Here is a 15,626-nt window from a genome sequence, read left to right as displayed (position 1 = left end):
TGACACCACTTGACGAGTTGTCAGACGCCCCCGGTCATTGAGGACCGGGGGTTTTCTGTTTGGGCTCAAACCTGGGTATGGGTCTGCAGTTCAGTGCGGGCCCGCCGCTCGATCTCGCGCGGATCGGTCATGTTGAGCAGACCTTTCACGATGCGGCGCAGATGAGAGCGTTCGAAATGCCGGAGTCTTTCCTTGATCTCCGGTATGGCGAAGGGGTTCATGGAGAGGGTGTCGTACCCCATCCCGACCAGAAGCGGGGCGTACTGCGGGTCGGTGGCGACTTCGCCGCACACGATGGCCGTCTTGCCGGCTCTCTCGCAGGCTTGGGCCACCCGGTGCAGCGAGGCCATTACCGCCGGATGGAAGGGGTCGTAGAGGTCGGAGGCCCGTTCGTCGGTCCTGGAAACGGCCAGCAGGAATTGAATCAGGTCGTTGGAACCCACCAGCAGGAAATCGGCTTCCATGACCATCGATTCGATCTCGATCAAGGCCGCCGGAACCTCGATCATGGTCCCTACGCTGACCGGACCGTAGGCTGGGGGCGGTTGGCCCAGGCGGCGTTGCACGTCCTCGATGAGGGAGCGGGCCTGACGCACTTCGGTGGGCGAGGTGACCATGGGCAGCGCGATTTTCAGGTCGCCGTGGGCGCGGGCCCTGAGGATGGCGCGCACCTGAGCTTGAAAAAGCTCGGGATAACGCAGCGAGAGACGGATGCCGCGCAAGCCCAGCAGGGGAACCTTGACCCCGGCCAGATCGGAGAAGAAAGGATGCTCCTCGTCTCCGATATCCAAGGTGCGGACGATGGCGGTGCGTCCGCGGGTGCGGCGGGCCAGATCGGAATAAATAAGATACTGCGACTCTTCGTCGACCGCATCTTCCTTGCGCTCGGCGTAAATCGACTCGCTGCGGAAGAGTCCGATGCCCTCGCCTCCCAAGCGCAACCCCATCTCGACTTCGCGTCCCACCTCGGTGTTGACCAGGATCTGGATGCGGGTTCCGTCCAGGGTGTTGCAGGGGCCTTGATCGCCCTCGGGCTCCTGGCTGCGGTGGCGGGCTTCGCGGTCGCGAAAACGCTGAGTTTCCTCGGGCGAAGGATCGATGTGGACCATGCCCTGGGTTCCGTCCACAGCCAAGGTGTCGCCGGAACGGATGAAGCGGTGCAGGTGCTCGATGCCGGTCACCACAGGAATGCGGCAGGAACGGCAGATGATGCTGACGTGCGACATGCGTCCGCACTGGGTGAGCACCAGAGCCTTGACGCGCTCCAGGCGAAACTGCGTCAGGACCAACAAAGAAATGCGGGGCGCCACCAGGACCAGGTCTTGAGGGGTTTCCTCGTCTCCGCTGCCCCGGAGGCTGTCGCCCAAGTTGCCCAGGATGCGCTCGGTCACCTCTTCGAGATCGCTGCCGCGCTCACGAAAGAAAGGATCTTCCAGGCTGCGGTACAGGTCGAGCCAGCGTTCGGCCGTTTCCCGGACGGCGCGCTCGGGACTCTGCATGTCTTCGCGCACCCGCGATTCGATTTCCTGCAGGAACCGTCCATCCTCGAGAATCATGAGGTGGGCGTCGATGATGAAACTGTGCTCGCGGCCCACTTTGGATTCCAAACGGTCGCGCACCTTGTAGAGTTGGCGCAGAGAGATCCTGAGCGCCTCCTTGAGGCGGTTTATCTCGTCTTCGACTTCTTCCGGACGAATGCTGAGACGGAAGAAGCCGGCCACGCGCGGGGTGACGCGATGAGCCGTCCCCACCGCGATTCCCGGTGAGAGGGGACGTCCCTGCAGCAGCTTCGGCTTAGTCTCCTTCTCGCTCATTTCTCCTCTCCGAAGCGGCTCTCGACCAGGGACACCAGAGCCTTCGAGGCCTCGCCCTCGTCTTCTCCCTCGGCCCGCAACGTCACCTCCGTACCCCGCCCGGCGGCCAACAGCACGATGCTGAGAATGCTGCGTCCGTCAGCCGGGGGACGACCTTCGGCCTGCAAGGTGATTTGAGAATTGAAGCGGCCGGCCAGCTTGACCATCTTGGCCGCAGCCCGGGCATGCAGTCCCAGTTCATTGCAGATCTTCACTCGCCGCTCGATCATGAATCGCTGTTTTCGCCTCTGCGCGTCGCCGCCCGGCAGGCCGACGCAGCAGCCGCCCTGCTCACCTGCACTAGTCTCCCAGAATCTGCCCGGCTACGGAAATATGACTGCGTCCCTGCTCGCTCACCGAGTTGACCATTTCCTCCCAGGACTCGCCGCCCTCCTGGCCCGCCACTTTGATCACCATGGGCAAATTGACTCCCGTGATGATCTCGACCTCGCCCTTTTTGTGCAGGGGCATGGAGATGTTGGAGGGGGTGCCGCCGAACATGTCGGTGAGAATCAGCACTCCCCTGCCCTGATCGGCTTGCCTCAGGGCCCCCGTGATGGCGGCCTTGGCTTCCTCCATCTCATCGTGCCAGCCGATGCTGACGGGGACAAGGTGATCGAACTCGCCGTCCAGGATGATTTCAGCGATGGTGATCAGTTCCTGGGCCAATTGACCGTGAGTGACCACCAAGGCTCCGATTTTCTTGGCTTCGTCGTTCATTTGTGGATGTCGCGATGCACGGTCTTGATGCGCCGCCGTCCGTCGCTCAGGCGCTCGGTCAGAGCCTCGCTCAGGTAAACCGAACGGTGTCTGCCGCCGGTGCAACCCACCGCCACCGTCAGGTAGCTCTTACCCTCGCGCTGGTATTGCGGGATGAGGAAATTGAGCAAGTCTTCCAGACGGTTGAGCGTCTCTTCGCTTCCCGAAGCGCGATCCAGGAAGCGCTTGACCGGCTCGTCGCGTCCGGACATCTCGCGCAACTCGGTCTCGAAATAGGGGTTGGGCAAAAAGCGCACGTCGAACACCAGATCGGCGTTGGATGGGATGCCGTGCTTGAACCCGAAGCTGAGCAGCATCAGGCTCAGTTCACCGTCGCGCACGGGATCGCGAAAGGTCTCGTGCATGAGGTGACGCAATTGATGGACGGAAAAGTCACTGGTGTCGATCACCTGGTCGGCTGCCTCGCGAATGCCGGCCATGCGCCGGCGTTCTTCCTCGATACCCTCCAAAAGGGTCGTCTCGCTGGTCAGCGGATGGCGGCGGCGGGTGACGGAAAAGCGCCGGGCCAAGACCTCGTTGTCGGCATCCAGAAAGAGCACCTGAACGGCGGTGTGGGATCCCTTCAGGCGCTGGGCCAAGGCTTCGAACTCGGAAGCCGGTTCGGGCGCCCTGACATCGAGCACCACGGCCAGGCGTGAAATGGCCCCGCCCGAGGCCTGGGCCATCTCGACCAGTTGTGGAACCAGGGCTACCGGCAAATTGTCGACACAGTAAAAGCCCAGGTCTTCCAGCGCCTGAGCGGCCGTGTGCTTGCCCGAGCCGCTCATGCCGGTGAGCAGCACCAGTGACGACAGCCCGCCGGGCTCGGGTTGAGGTGTGACAGGAAGACTCATGGCGGAATGTCTGACGCCGTCTGTCGGCTAGCCTTTAACGGCCGCACGTTTGCGGGCCCGCGATCCCGGAATCTCCATCTGGTCGCGATACTTGGCCACCGTGCGGCGGGTAATCTGAATGCCTTCGTTGTTGAGAACTTTGGTGATCTGCTGATCGGACATGGGCTTCAAGGAATTCTCGTCTTCGATCACCTTCTTGATGCGGTCCTTGACCTGGACGATGGAGACGTTTTCCCCGTCGCTGCTCTCAAGACCCACGGTGAAAAAGTTGCGCAACTCGATGACCCCTTGAGGCGTGTGGGCGTACTTGTTGGCCACCACCCGCGAAATGGTGGAGGAATGGACTCCCAGTTCCTCGGCGATGTCTTTGATGAGCATGGGCTTGAGGGACATCAGCCCGCGGTCGAGAAAGCCCTCCTGACGGCGCACGATGGCACGGCAGACGCGGAAGATGGTCTGCTCGCGCTGGTCGACGCTCTTAATCAACTCGAGGGCGGCGCGAACCTTCTCCTTGATGAACGACTTGGCTTCCTTGTTGGTGTTGGCGTCCTTGAGCATCTTGCGGTAAGCCCGGTTGAGGCTCAACTTGGGCATACCGTCGTCGTTCATGTTGATCTGGTACTTTCCGCTGACCTTGGAGATGTAGACGTCAGGCTGGATGTACTGAGGCTTCTGCGAACTGTACTTTTGCCCCGGTCGCGGATTGAAGCGCCGCAGGGCCTGCAGAGCCTCCTCGACCTCCTTGACGTCGCACTCGATTCGGCAGGCGATCTCTTCGTGGTCCTTGGACTGCACCAGGTCGAGGTGATCGCGCACCAGGCGTGCCGCCAGACAGTCCTCCATGTCGGCCGCCCGCAACTGCAGCATGAGGCATTCGCACAGGTCGCGGGCGCCCACCCCGGTAGGGTCCAGTTCCTGCACGATTTCCAGGGCCTCCTCTACATCTTCCAGGGAAACCTCAAGGGCCTCGGCGATCTCTTCAAGGGTCAGCGTCAGGTATCCGTCGGGATCGATGTTGCCGACGATGTACTCGGCGATCTCTTTTTCCCGGGGGCTGATCTGAGTCAGGTTAAGCTGCCAGTTGAGGTGGTCGATGAGCGAGGATTCGCCGGCCAGGAAGAGTTCGAAAGAGGGCCGGTCGTCGTCGGCCTCGTACTCTTTGCGGGCGGGGGTGCTGTTCAAGTATTCGCCGAAGAAATACTCATAATCGAAGTCGTCGTTGTCGAGCGGATTCTCCTCGGCCTGCTCTTCTTTTTCGGCCGATTCGGCCGCCTCGGCGCTCTGCTCCTGCCCTTCCTCCAAGACCGGATTCTCGGTCAATTCAGTCTGCAGCATCTCGGACAGCTCAAGGCGGCTCAGTTGCAGCAATTCGATCTTCTGCAACAGAGAGGGCGTCATCGCGAGCTTTTGCTGCAAGCCCACGTTGAGCGTCGGTCTGAGCTGTACCCTTCTGGCCATGCAAGAATTGTACCGTAAAGAGCAACCAACCGGTGCCGGAGGCGGCGACCGGCAGGCAAGAATCGACACAAACGACTGTAAAAAAACGCTTTCGGCGGTTTCTAGTATAGTCGAAAATGCTCGCCCAGGTAAACCTTGCGGACTTCCAAATCGGAGGAAAGGACGTCTGGAGTGCCGTCCCGAAAGATGCGTCCTTCTTTGATGATGTAGGCGCGGTCGGTGATCTTGAGAGTCTCGCGCACGTTGTGGTCGGTGATGAGCACGCCGATGTTCTTGGTCTTCAGTTTGACGATGATTTCCTGGATATCGAGGACGGCCAGCGGATCGATTCCGGCGAAGGGCTCATCGAGCAGAATGAAGGAGGGGCGGATGACCATCGAACGGGCGATCTCGAGGCGGCGGCGCTCCCCTCCCGAAAGGGTGTAGGCGGGAGACTTGCGCAACTCGCCGATGCCCAGCTCATCGAGCAGTTCGCTGACCACCTGATCGCGGGCGGCCGGCGCCAGCTCCAGGGTCTCGGCGATGGCGTAGAGGTTGTCTTCGACCGAAAGGCGGCGGAAAACGCTGGGTTCCTGAGGCAGGTAGCTGACCCCCTTGCGGGCCCGCTGGTACATGGGCAGGGAGGTCACGTCCTCGCCGTTGAGTTTGACCACGCCCCTGGTGGGACGGGTCAAGCCCACCATCATGTAGAAGGTGGTGGTCTTCCCCGCGCCGTTGGGTCCCAGAAGCCCGACCACTTCGCCCCGCCTGAGGCCCAGGCTGACATTGTTGACCACCTTGCGTCCGCGGTAGGCTTTGACCAGGTTTTCAGCCTCCAGGCGCGATTCGAACTTGCGGGGCTTCATTGCACCCCCTGCATCTGGAAGCTGTCGTTCTCAACCTGAAAAACCAACACCGCGCCCTCCAGTTTGCGGGTTTTGCCGCTCTTGGGATCAGGCTGATAGAGGCGCACCGGATCGCCCGTCAAGCGGCCTTGGTCGGCGGTCGGATCATAAACCAAGCGTCCGCCCAGCGCACGCCTTCCATCGGCCAGGCGGATCTCCACCTGGTCCCAAGCCTCGATCCTGCGGGAGGTTTGGGGCGCGGAGTCGGCGGCGGAGCCGTTGCCTCCAAGGGAGGCTTGTGAGGGCGGCCCTTGGCTCTCCACGATGTCCATGTTGGGGGCATCGATCTCAAGCTGCCGGCTCTTGAGGAAGACTTCTCCCCGGTACTCGGCCCTCCCTCCGTCGGGATCCAACCTCAGCGTCTGCGAGCGCACCTGGTAAGTCTGCCTCCCGGCCTCGTCGGCCGAGGCCCCTGCGGGTCCCTGGGCCTGGAAGCGGCTGAAGACCTCGTCCTGCAGGCGCAGGCTGCGGTCGGCGCTGGAGAGCAGAATGCGTCGGGCCTGAAACAGGTTGCCGGAGCGCTCAAGCTTGGGCGAGAGGCTGTACTCGACCACTTCCGAGGCCTGATCGATGCGCATCCGTCCCGCCTGCAACATCCAGGGCTCCTCACCTGAGCGCAAGTCGGTGCGGACGTCTCCCAGAGCGGTGATGCCGCCGTCGGCGCGATCGAGGAGGAACTCATCGGCGGTCGTGGTGACCGGCTCTGCCTGGTCTGAGTTGCGGTAAACGAGCCGGCGGCGCTGGGGCGAACTGGCGGCCCGGACCTGGTTGGCGATGGGATGGTAGACCGCCTCTTCGGACATCAGCTCGATGCCGGCAGCCGGGTCGCTGAGACTGAAGAGCCCGGTCTGTACGGCCTTGGCCAACAGTCCGCCGCGGTAGTGCAGGCTCAAGGTGCGGCTGCGGGTCTGGCGTTGTCCCATATCCACGATGACTCCTTCTCCCGCCCATGCCGAAAACGGCTTGCCGTCTTCAAAGCGGAAGCGGATCTGAGGGGCCTGAATGCTGCTTTCTTCTCGGCCCTGGCGGCTGTCGAGGCGGCAGCCGCCGCCGGCTTGCAGGCTCTTTATCTGGCCTTGATCGAACTCCGCCACGAGTCCGTCCTGGGCAGTAAGACGGCGAAAGGTTCCCGAACGGTTCACTTCCAGGCGGGCCGGACCTGCCACCCGGGCCTCTTCCAGTTGCTCCTCCTCGTTCAGACGCAGGTCGATTCGGGAGCTGTAGAGTTCCTCCAGCGACTGCTCGTGTCCCTGGCCCTGGCGGCGCAGGACGGAGACCTGATCTTGCAGCGTGACCGTGCGCATGGACCGTCCGCCGGGCGCGAACTGGAGCAGGAAAACCTGGGACTGAGCCTCGCGGATACGCAGGGGCGGAGAGCGGAAGAGCGTGTCTCCGCGGGCCTCGAGTTGCCGCAACAGCCACAGGTCTGCGCCCTGGCCGCGGGCCGGCGTGGGCCGTCCCACGATCAGGTCGGACTCGAGGTGCTGTTGGCCCTGAGGCGTCTCTTCCTGGTAGACGGCCCTTTGTGCTGGTCGGCCCGCGGACGGCGAGGCGGCCCTCACTTCAAGCCTGAGGAGGCGTCCCGAGGCGGGCTGAAAGGCCATGTCGATGACCTGGCCGGCGAAGGACTGACCAAGTTGGGGTGCGAAGCGTGCCGAGCCCTGACTGAGGATGCGCTCCAGCCGCTGCGTCGAATCCATCCAGACCTCGATGCGGTCGGCGGTCAAGAGGGTGGGCCGGCGGGTGATGCTGGAGTCCCCGGTCAGCTCGACATGGTGGCGGCCGAGGTCGTAAACGGCCTGGGCGGAGGCGACGTCGAGGGGCAGCTCCCGCGAGGGCATGCGCACCTTGAAATCCTCGATCTCGGCTACCTGGGGCTGGATGCGGTAGAGCAGGCGCCGGCCCTCCCCCGAGGCCCGCTGGCGGCTGAAGGAGAACTGCTGATCGATGAGAATCAGTTCCCGCTCCAGGTCGGCCCGCACCTGCTGGGACCGGATGACGGTTCCGTCCACCAGGCGGATTTCCACGTCCTGGCTGAACTCCACGCGGGACTCGCCCACGCGGTAAAGAGCCTTGCGTCCGCGGATGGTGTCGGCCACTTCGCCTTGCGGATTGTAGAGCTCGAGCAGCACCTCCTCGAGTTCATGGCGGCCGTCGCTGCGCTGGATGCTCTGCAGGGCCTGCACGCGGAAAACAGTGCGCCCCTCCTCCTTCTCGGAGTACTCGAAACGGGTGCTTTGGCTTTCGACATCGGGATCCAACAGAGGCTCTTCGACCGCCTCGGGAGTTCCCGGTTGTCTGGAAGTCAGGCTGAAAATGATGGCGGCCAACCCGGCCAGGAAGACCACGGCCAGCCCCAGCCGAATCCAACGTGTGGTTTGCATGGGCCCTATTTATGGTAGCAAATCGCAAGGCCGCAATAACATCGCTCCGACGCACTGAGGGCAGCCGAGGCTTGGGCTGCGCCGATAATTTCTCAGGCATGCAGGTCACGTATGGTGAGCTGCAGGCTCTCCTCGCCCTGAAAGAACTGGCGCCCCAAGGTGAAGGCCAGATCGACCGGACTTCCGGGGGACAGACCTTCGGCGGCCTGGGCGTTCTTCCACCAGATGGCGTCTACCCGCGATCCGTTGCACTGCACCTGAAACTTGAGATGGCGTTCCTTGAGCAGCCACGGTCCCGCCGCCACAGGCATGGCGCGGGAAGCGAACACCGGCGTCGGGTTTCCCACTCCGTAGGGCGCCAAACGCTCTACCTGGCGGCACAGGCCCAGGCTGACCGCCTCGGCCGGCAACTCGCAGGCGATCTTGAGGCGCGGCACCAGGTCTTCATCGTCGAGGTGCTGATCGGCATGGTCGTTGAGGGCCGCGGACAGTTCGCTCAAGCGGGGATCTTCAAGGTCGCTGACCTGCAGCGTGCATCCCACCGCCATGGGGTGTCCGCCGTGGCGTTGGAAGAAAGAGGCGTGGCGGTCGAGGGACTCGACCAGGTTGAAGGGGGTGATGCTGCGTCCCGAGCCCTGGGTGTTCTCGGATCCCACCGAAAGCACCAGCACGGGACGGTGGAAGCGGTCCACCAGCCGCGAGGCCACGATGCCGATGACGCCCCGGTGCCAATCGCGTCCCGCTACCACCAGGAAGCGCTTGCTGAAGTCCTGGGGCCGCTCGGCTACGCGGTCTTCGATCTCTTCCAGGATTCTCTCTTCCTCGCCTCGCCGGGCATCGTTCTTGCGATTCATCTCCTCCACCAGGCGGCGCGCCTGCCGGCGGTCGGAGAGGGCGAACAGATCCACCACTTCGCGTCCGCCGCCCATGCGGGTGACGGCATTGATGCGGGGGGCGATGCGGAATCCCACGTCGCTCAGTCCTACGGGGCCTTCCACCCCGGCGCCCACCAGCAGTTCCTGCAGGCCCAGGTTGTTGGGCCTTTCCAGGCCCTGCAGGCCGTATTTCACGATGATGCGGTTCTCGCCCACCACGGGCACGATGTCGGCCACCGTCCCGATGGCTACCAGCTTGAGGAAATGAGGCAGCACCGTCTCCCGTCCGCTTCGCTGAAAGAGCGCCTGCACCAGCTTGAAGACCACGCCCACGGCCGCCAGATCCTTGCAGGGGTATGAGCAGTCGAAGCGCTTGGGATTGAGGATGGCGTAGGCTTCGGGCAAGGTCTCGGCGGGGGTGTGATGATCGGTGACGATGAGGTCGGCGCCGGCCTCGCGGGCCGCGCGGCAGGACTCGAAGGCGCGGACTCCCGAGTCGACGCTGATGATCAGCGAAAAGCCCTTGAGGGCGAATTCGCGCATGACATCAGGCTGCAGTCCGTAGCCGTCCTCGAGCCGGGCCGGGATGTGGAAATCGACCTTCCCGCCCAGCATTTCCAGGGCCCGCCTCAGCACCACGGTGGAGGTGATCCCGTCCACGTCATAGTCGCCGTAGATAAGGATTTTCTCCTTCTCGCGCAGGGCCCTCTCGACACGCTCCACCACCCGCTGCATGTCCCGCATCAGGAAGGGATCATGCAGGTCCTCCAGCCGGGGATTAAGGAAGGAGCGGGCCTGATCGGGGTCGGCGATGCCGCGCTGCAGCAGCAGACGGGCCAGCAGCCGATCGATATCCATGTCGCGTGCCAGCCTGTCGGCCGCATCGCCGTCCGTCTCGATAGCCTGCCATCGGTATCTCACCCTCAAAGTCTAGCAGGACCACCTGATATCGGCGCCCGTCCCGTCCTCGTCCAGCGGCATCCTTCCTCGGGATGTGGGGATCACGTATACTGGCCGCGTAAGTGTGATCGACGCCTGCGGCAGGCAGTCCTCGGGCCGGAGCGGGCGAGAGAAAGGACTACAGCGACTGTGAAGAAATTCGACGAGTTTGAATCCTTCGCCCGACGACATATCGGCCCCCGGCCCGGCGAAATCGAAGAGATGCTGGAAGCCGTAGGCGCTTCCTCCCTGGATGAGCTGATGGACCAGACCATCCCCCGTTCCATCCGCCTGGAGAGGGCCCTGGAACTGCATCCGCCGCTCACCGAGACGGAGGTGCTGGAAAGAGCCCGCGAACTGGCCTCCAAGAACCAGGTCTGGCGCTCGTTGATCGGACAAGGCTACTACGGGACCATCACGCCCCCGGTCATCCAGCGCAACATTCTGGAAAATCCCGGGTGGTACACCCAGTACACGCCTTATCAGGCCGAGATCGCCCAAGGACGGCTGGAGGCCCTGCTCAATTTTCAGACCGCCGTCAGCGACCTGACCGGACTGCCGGTGGCCAACGCCTCGCTGCTGGACGAGGCCACCGCCGCAGCCGAAGCCATGAGCATGTGCTACAGCGCCAGACGGCGCGGCCAAGGCGAGCGCTTCTTCGTTTCTGAGCGCTGCCACCCCCAGACCGTCGACGTGGTCCAGACCCGCGCTCAGGCTGTGGGCATCGAGGTGGATGTGGGCGATCACGAAACCGTCGAGCTTGACGGCAACTGCTTTGCCGCACTGGTGCAATACCCCAGCAGTGATGGGGAGATCGTCGACTACCGCGGCTTTGCCCGACGGGCCCATGAGGCCGGGGCCCTGGTGGTGGCGGCTTGCGACCTGCTCAGCCTGCTATTGCTGGAGAGTCCGGGGGCCTGGGGCGCCGACGTCGCCGTGGGCAATTCGCAGCGCTTCGGCGTCCCCATGGGATACGGGGGTCCCCACGCGGCTTTCTTCGCCACCAGGGAGGACTACCAACGGCGCATCCCAGGACGCATCGTCGGAGTATCCCTGGATGCCGACGGCAACCCGGCCCTGCGCCTGGCTCTGCAGACCCGCGAGCAGCACATCCGCCGCGACAAGGCCACCTCCAATATCTGTACGGCCCAAGTGCTGCTGGCGGTGATGGCGGGCATGTACGCCGTCTATCACGGACCCGAAGGGCTCTACCGCATCGCTGAACGCGTCCACCGCTACACCTGCATCCTGGCCGAGGAACTGGAAAAGCGGGGAGTGAAGCCGCGCCATCGAGTCTTCTTCGACACCTTGCGTTTTGATCTGGGAGAGGAAGATCGTCAGTCCGTGCTGGAGAGGGCCGCACAGGCGCAGATCAATCTGCGGCTCTACGACGACGGAGTGGGAGTGAGCCTGGACGAGGTCAGCACCACCGAGGAGGTCGCCCAACTCGTCGAAATATTCACGGGCGAGTCCCTCCGGGATCTCGATTCGCGGGCCGCAGAGAGCAGCGTCCCCGAGCGGCATCAGCGCAGCGACGAATACCTGACACATGAGGTCTTCCACCAATACCGTTCTGAAACCGACTTGCTGCGCTACATGACGCGCCTGCAGGGCAAAGACCTGTCGCTGACCCACTCCATGATTCCTCTCGGCTCCTGCACCATGAAGCTCAACGGTACGGCCGAGATGATGCCAATTACCTGGCCCGAGTTCGCCGGACTGCACCCCTTCATCCCGCTGGAGCAGGCCGAGGGCTACCGCGAACTGATCGGCGAACTCGACGAATTGCTCTGCGAAGCCACCGGATTCAGCGCTTTTTCCATGCAGCCCAATGCCGGATCGCAAGGCGAGTACGCCGGTTTGCTGGTCATCCGGGCCTACCACCGCTCGCGCGGCGAGGGACACCGTGACGTGTGCCTGATACCCACCTCGGCTCATGGAACCAATCCCGCTTCGGCGGTGATGGCCGGGTTGCGGGTGGTGGCCGTGCGCTGCGACGACGACGGCAACATCGACCCCGAGGACCTGCGGGCCAAGGTGGAAAAGCACGGCGACAATCTGGCCGCCATGATGATCACCTATCCCTCCACCCACGGCGTCTTCGAGGAGGCCATCCGCGAGCTGATCGAGATCGTCCACCAGGCCGGCGGGCAAGTCTACATGGACGGGGCCAACCTCAACGCACAACTGGGACTGACGCGTCCGGCCGATTTCGGGGCCGACGTCAGCCACCTCAACCTGCACAAGACCTTCTGCATCCCTCACGGAGGCGGCGGTCCTGGCGTCGGGCCCATCGGCGTGCGCGAGCACCTCGAGCCTTTTCTGCCGGGACACCGTTACGCTGCGGTGGGAGGCGGGCAGGCCATCGGTCCCGTAGCCGCCGCTCCCTGGGGATCGGCCGGCATCCTGCCTATTTCATGGGCCTACATCAAGCTCATGGGCACCCGCGGGATGACCGAAGCCACCAAGGTGGCCATCCTCAACGCCAATTACATCGCCAAGCGCCTGGAGGGTCACTTCGACGTCCTCTACAAGGGCCGCAACGGACGCGTGGCCCACGAGTGCATCCTCGACCTGCGCCGCTTCAAGCGCAGCCTGGGAATCGACGTCAACGACGTGGCCAAGCGCCTGATGGACTACGGCTTTCACGCTCCCACGGTGGCTTGGCCGGTGATCGAAACAGTGATGGTGGAACCCACCGAAAGCGAGTCCAAGCCCGAGTTGGACCGCTTCTGCGACGCCATGATCGCCATCCGGGGCGAGATCGCCGAAGTGGAGCGGGGCGCCGACCCCGAAACCTCCCCCCTAAGAAACTCCCCACACACGGCTTTAATGCTGTGCACCGAGTCCTGGACCTTGCCCTACACCCGCGAGCGCGCCGCATTCCCGGCCCCCTGGCTCAAGCAAGCCAAGTTCTGGCCCCCCGTCCGCCGCATCGACAACGTCTACGGCGACCGCCACCTCCACTGCACCTGCCCCACAGTGGAAGAGCTGGTGGAGGCCTGAAGGCAGCCAGCCGTCTCGTGCCCGCGCCAGGATCGCCGCAAGGATGCGCCTCCCACCAGGCCGGGGACGGAGGCGGTCCATTGACCACAGGAGGGGCTGGGCACGCCCGCGTTCAGCGAACCCGGACTTGATCCATAACACAGGCGCTGACCGGCGCTATGCTCGGAGCGGGATTTCGTTATTTGGCTTAGGCCGTCTGGGTGTTTTACCCCAAACGCTTGCCTGGAGTCGCGGGGATGCTGGGTTTTTGGGGGTTTGGGTGTGGCATCGGCGTTGCTACTCCTTCCAGTGCGCATGAACAGAAGGGAAAGGGTGGCAGCCTCATGACTCAAGCGACGACACCTGCTATTTTGAAACGCCAAATCGAGCAGACTCCCGACTACAACCTGCAAAAGCTGGCCAGAGCCATCTTGGCTCAGGCCTTTTCAGACGCTCTCTCTCCCAGCAAGAGGAACCGCGAAGAAGTGCGGGCCGACGCGCTGGAGTGGTTTTTCGCAAGCGATGACTGCGCCGGCAGCTTCGACTGGATCTGCGCCATCCTGGGCCTGGATCCGGGTCCCATGAGGGAATGGCTGCGGCGGCGCAACGCTTATGAACGCGACCGCCGCCTGGCCCGCAAGATCCGTTCTTCGCTGTGCAGAGGAGCGGGATAGATAGATCAAGCGCCGGACTGGCGCTGACGCCACTCATCCAATGTCTCCTGGATGGTTTGGTTCAATGCACGGGCGGGCCGCCAATCGGTGGCCCGCCTTAGTTTTTCAGGATTGCCCACCAGAACCGAGGCCTCTCCGCTACGCTGCCTCTCCTGCCTGCTGTGCACCGTGACCGGACGGCCGATCTCTTCCAGCACCATGGATAGAAGGTCTTTGATGGCGGTTCCCTGTCCCGAGGCCACGTTGTAGATCTGGCCCGGCTCTCCCCGCTCCACCAGCAACCGGTAGGCTTCCACTACGTCCCGCACGTCGAGAAAGTCGCGTATGGGGTTCAGGTTGCCCACTTCCATGGCCGCTTCCGTGGAGGGGTCGACACGTTCCAGCGCGGCGGCTTGGGCGCAGAACTGAGCCACCACGTAGTGGCTGCTCTGCCCGGGCCCGGCGTGATTGAAGGAACGGGCGATCATCACCGGCAGGCCGTAGGTGCCGGCGTACTGCAGGGCGGCGATCTCTGCGGCCCGTTTGGAGGCGGCGTAGGGGCTGGAAGGATGCAGGGGACTGTCTTCGTCGAGTCCTCCCTCGACGTCGGCGGGACGGTAGACGTGTCCGGTGCTGACGATCAGCGTACGGGCTCGGGGGGCCTGCCGGCGGAGGGCCTCCAGCAGGGTTGCCGTACCCAGGGCATTGATCTGGTAGTGAGGCAGGGGATCCTGCAGGGACTTTGAGGGATTGGAGGCGGCGGCCAAGTGGAAAACGGCATCGGGGTGCGCCCTCCCGATCAATTCCAGCAGGCGTCGGAAATCGAGTACGTCGCCCGCCGGAATGTCGTCGTCGAGCGCCTTGGTGCGCGAGGCCAAGCCCGAAACCTCCCAGCCGTGGCGGCGCAGGGAGTCTGTCAAGTAGCGTCCCGCGAATCCCCCGGCGCCGGTGATGAAGGCTCTCATAGTAGTCTTGGGGGCTCCACGCTTGCCGGTTCACAACCGGTCTCCGGCCTTGAGCCTGCGGGCGACCAGTTGCAGGTCGGAGTCGACCATCATGCGCACCAGTTCCTCGAAACTGGTACTCGGCTGCCAGCCCAGTTCGTCACGGGCGCGGGAGGGGTCGGCGATGAGGTGGTCGACTTCGGCGGGGCGCAGCAGAGCAGGGTCGGTCTCGACATGCTGCTTCCAATCCAGATCCGCGTGTCCGAAGGCCGTTTCAACCAGGTGCCGGACGGTGTTGGCCTGACCCGTGCCCACCACGTAATCGGCCGGCTCGTCCTGCTGCAGCATACGCCACATGGCGTCGACGTAATCGCCGGCATAGCCCCAGTCGCGGGCCGCATCCAGGTTTCCCAGGGTGAGCTTACCGGCCAAGCCCAGCTTGATCTTGGCCACGCCGTAGGTGACTTTGCGGGTCACGAACTCCTTGCCGCGGCGGGGCGACTCGTGGTTGAAAAGGATGCCGGAAGAGGCGAAGAGATCGTAGCTTTCACGGTAGTTGACGGTAATGAAATGCCCGTAGACCTTAGCCACGCCGTAGGGGCTGCGGGGGTAGAAGGGCGTCTGCTCGTTCTGGGGGGTCTGGCGCACCTTGCCGAACATCTCCGAGCTTGAGGCCTGATAGAAGCGGATTCCTGGGTTGACGAGGCGGATGGCTTCCAGCAGCCGTGTCACGCCCAGGCCCGTGAACTCCGAGGTCAGAACCGGCTGCTGCCAGGAAGTGGGGACGAAGCTTTGGGCGGCCAGGTTGTAGACTTCCTGGGGCTTGACCTCCTCCAGCAGTTCGATGAGGGAAAGCTGATCGAGAAGGTCGGCCTGGTGCAGTTCGATCTGATCGCGCAGGTGGTCGACCCGCTCGAAGTTCTCGGTGGAGGAGCGGCGCACCATCCCCGCCACGCGATAGTCCTTTTGCAGCAGCAGTTCGGCCAGGTAAGAGCCGTCCTGGCCCGTGATTCCGGTGATGAGGGCAGTCTTCATGAG

General features: G+C 63.6%; 12 protein-coding genes. 2 read left to right on the top strand and 10 right to left on the bottom strand.

What is annotated here, in order from left to right; translation table 11 throughout:
* Window positions 1-65: 65 nt before the first annotated feature.
* From ptsP to recJ, 8 genes are all read right to left on the bottom strand, one after another.
* Window positions 66-1,814 (bottom strand): phosphoenolpyruvate--protein phosphotransferase, encoded by a 1,749-nt coding sequence (gene ptsP / locus VLU25_08540; GenBank protein ID HSR67975.1) that lies wholly within the window; start codon window positions 1,812-1,814, stop codon window positions 66-68.
* Entirely contained in the window at window positions 1,811-2,083 is a 273-nt protein-coding gene (locus VLU25_08535; GenBank protein HSR67974.1) for an HPr family phosphocarrier protein, read from the bottom strand. Before VLU25_08535 ends, ptsP begins: the two co-directional genes overlap by 4 nt.
* A 70-nt stretch (window positions 2,084-2,153) precedes the next feature.
* Window positions 2,154-2,573 (bottom strand): PTS sugar transporter subunit IIA, encoded by a 420-nt coding sequence (locus VLU25_08530; protein ID HSR67973.1) that lies wholly within the window; start codon window positions 2,571-2,573, stop codon window positions 2,154-2,156.
* Window positions 2,570-3,466: an RNase adapter RapZ gene (gene rapZ, locus VLU25_08525; protein HSR67972.1), complete on the bottom strand. Its 897-nt coding sequence runs from the start codon at window positions 3,464-3,466 to the stop codon at window positions 2,570-2,572. The genes VLU25_08530 and rapZ overlap by 4 nt, the downstream gene beginning before the upstream one ends.
* Before the next feature lie 27 nt (window positions 3,467-3,493).
* The gene (rpoN, locus tag VLU25_08520) at window positions 3,494-4,924 is read right to left on the bottom strand and encodes an RNA polymerase factor sigma-54 (GenBank protein HSR67971.1); all 1,431 of its coding nucleotides are present in this window, start codon (window positions 4,922-4,924) and stop codon (window positions 3,494-3,496) included.
* A gap of 101 nt (window positions 4,925-5,025) precedes the next feature.
* Entirely contained in the window at window positions 5,026-5,769 is a 744-nt protein-coding gene (gene lptB / locus VLU25_08515) for an LPS export ABC transporter ATP-binding protein (protein HSR67970.1), read from the bottom strand.
* Entirely contained in the window at window positions 5,766-8,192 is a 2,427-nt protein-coding gene (gene lptC, locus VLU25_08510; GenBank protein HSR67969.1) for an LPS export ABC transporter periplasmic protein LptC, read from the bottom strand. Before lptC ends, lptB begins: the two co-directional genes overlap by 4 nt.
* Before the next feature lie 92 nt (window positions 8,193-8,284).
* The gene (gene recJ, locus VLU25_08505) at window positions 8,285-9,988 is read right to left on the bottom strand and encodes a single-stranded-DNA-specific exonuclease RecJ (protein HSR67968.1); all 1,704 of its coding nucleotides are present in this window, start codon (window positions 9,986-9,988) and stop codon (window positions 8,285-8,287) included.
* A 168-nt stretch (window positions 9,989-10,156) separates the two neighbouring features.
* Between recJ and gcvP the strand changes: the two genes are divergently transcribed.
* Both gcvP and VLU25_08495 read left to right on the top strand, forming a co-directional pair.
* Window positions 10,157-13,012: an aminomethyl-transferring glycine dehydrogenase gene (gene gcvP / locus VLU25_08500; GenBank protein HSR67967.1), complete on the top strand. Its 2,856-nt coding sequence runs from the start codon at window positions 10,157-10,159 to the stop codon at window positions 13,010-13,012.
* A gap of 323 nt (window positions 13,013-13,335) precedes the next feature.
* Complete coding sequence (locus VLU25_08495) at window positions 13,336-13,665, top strand: hypothetical protein (protein HSR67966.1); 330 nt, start codon at window positions 13,336-13,338, stop codon at window positions 13,663-13,665.
* Between the two features lie 5 nt (window positions 13,666-13,670).
* Here the strand turns inward: VLU25_08495 and VLU25_08490 are convergent, their stop codons facing one another.
* The gene (locus VLU25_08490) at window positions 13,671-14,609 is read right to left on the bottom strand and encodes a GDP-mannose 4,6-dehydratase (protein HSR67965.1); all 939 of its coding nucleotides are present in this window, start codon (window positions 14,607-14,609) and stop codon (window positions 13,671-13,673) included.
* A 30-nt stretch (window positions 14,610-14,639) separates the two neighbouring features.
* Window positions 14,640-15,623 carry a GDP-mannose 4,6-dehydratase gene (gene gmd / locus VLU25_08485; GenBank protein HSR67964.1) on the bottom strand — a complete coding sequence of 328 codons (984 nt, stop codon included), beginning with the start codon at window positions 15,621-15,623 and terminating at the stop codon, window positions 14,640-14,642.
* Window positions 15,624-15,626 lie beyond the last annotated feature (3 nt).

This window comes from Acidobacteriota bacterium (genome assembly GCA_035471785.1).
GTDB lineage: Bacteria > Acidobacteriota > UBA6911 > RPQK01 > DATIPO01 > JANQFM01.
Note: the sequence above shows the minus strand (reverse complement) of the source record. Positions and strands in the feature narration are given on the sequence as shown.

What these genes read in the sequence shown, in the direction of transcription:
- VLU25_08495 (HSR67966.1), top strand. Translation starts at nt 13,336, where the DNA reads ATGACTCAAGCGACGACACCTGCTATTTTGAAACGCCAAATCGAGCAG.
- lptB (HSR67970.1), bottom strand. Translation starts at nt 5,769, where the DNA reads ATGAAGCCCCGCAAGTTCGAATCGCGCCTGGAGGCTGAAAACCTGGTC.
- VLU25_08530 (HSR67973.1), bottom strand. Translation starts at nt 2,573, where the DNA reads ATGAACGACGAAGCCAAGAAAATCGGAGCCTTGGTGGTCACTCACGGT.
- VLU25_08490 (HSR67965.1), bottom strand. Translation starts at nt 14,609, where the DNA reads ATGAGAGCCTTCATCACCGGCGCCGGGGGATTCGCGGGACGCTACTTG.
- gmd (HSR67964.1), bottom strand. Translation starts at nt 15,623, where the DNA reads ATGAAGACTGCCCTCATCACCGGAATCACGGGCCAGGACGGCTCTTAC.
- lptC (HSR67969.1), bottom strand. Translation starts at nt 8,192, where the DNA reads ATGCAAACCACACGTTGGATTCGGCTGGGGCTGGCCGTGGTCTTCCTG.
- ptsP (HSR67975.1), bottom strand. Translation starts at nt 1,814, where the DNA reads ATGAGCGAGAAGGAGACTAAGCCGAAGCTGCTGCAGGGACGTCCCCTC.
- rapZ (HSR67972.1), bottom strand. Translation starts at nt 3,466, where the DNA reads ATGAGTCTTCCTGTCACACCTCAACCCGAGCCCGGCGGGCTGTCGTCA.
- rpoN (HSR67971.1), bottom strand. Translation starts at nt 4,924, where the DNA reads ATGGCCAGAAGGGTACAGCTCAGACCGACGCTCAACGTGGGCTTGCAG.
- VLU25_08535 (HSR67974.1), bottom strand. Translation starts at nt 2,083, where the DNA reads ATGATCGAGCGGCGAGTGAAGATCTGCAATGAACTGGGACTGCATGCC.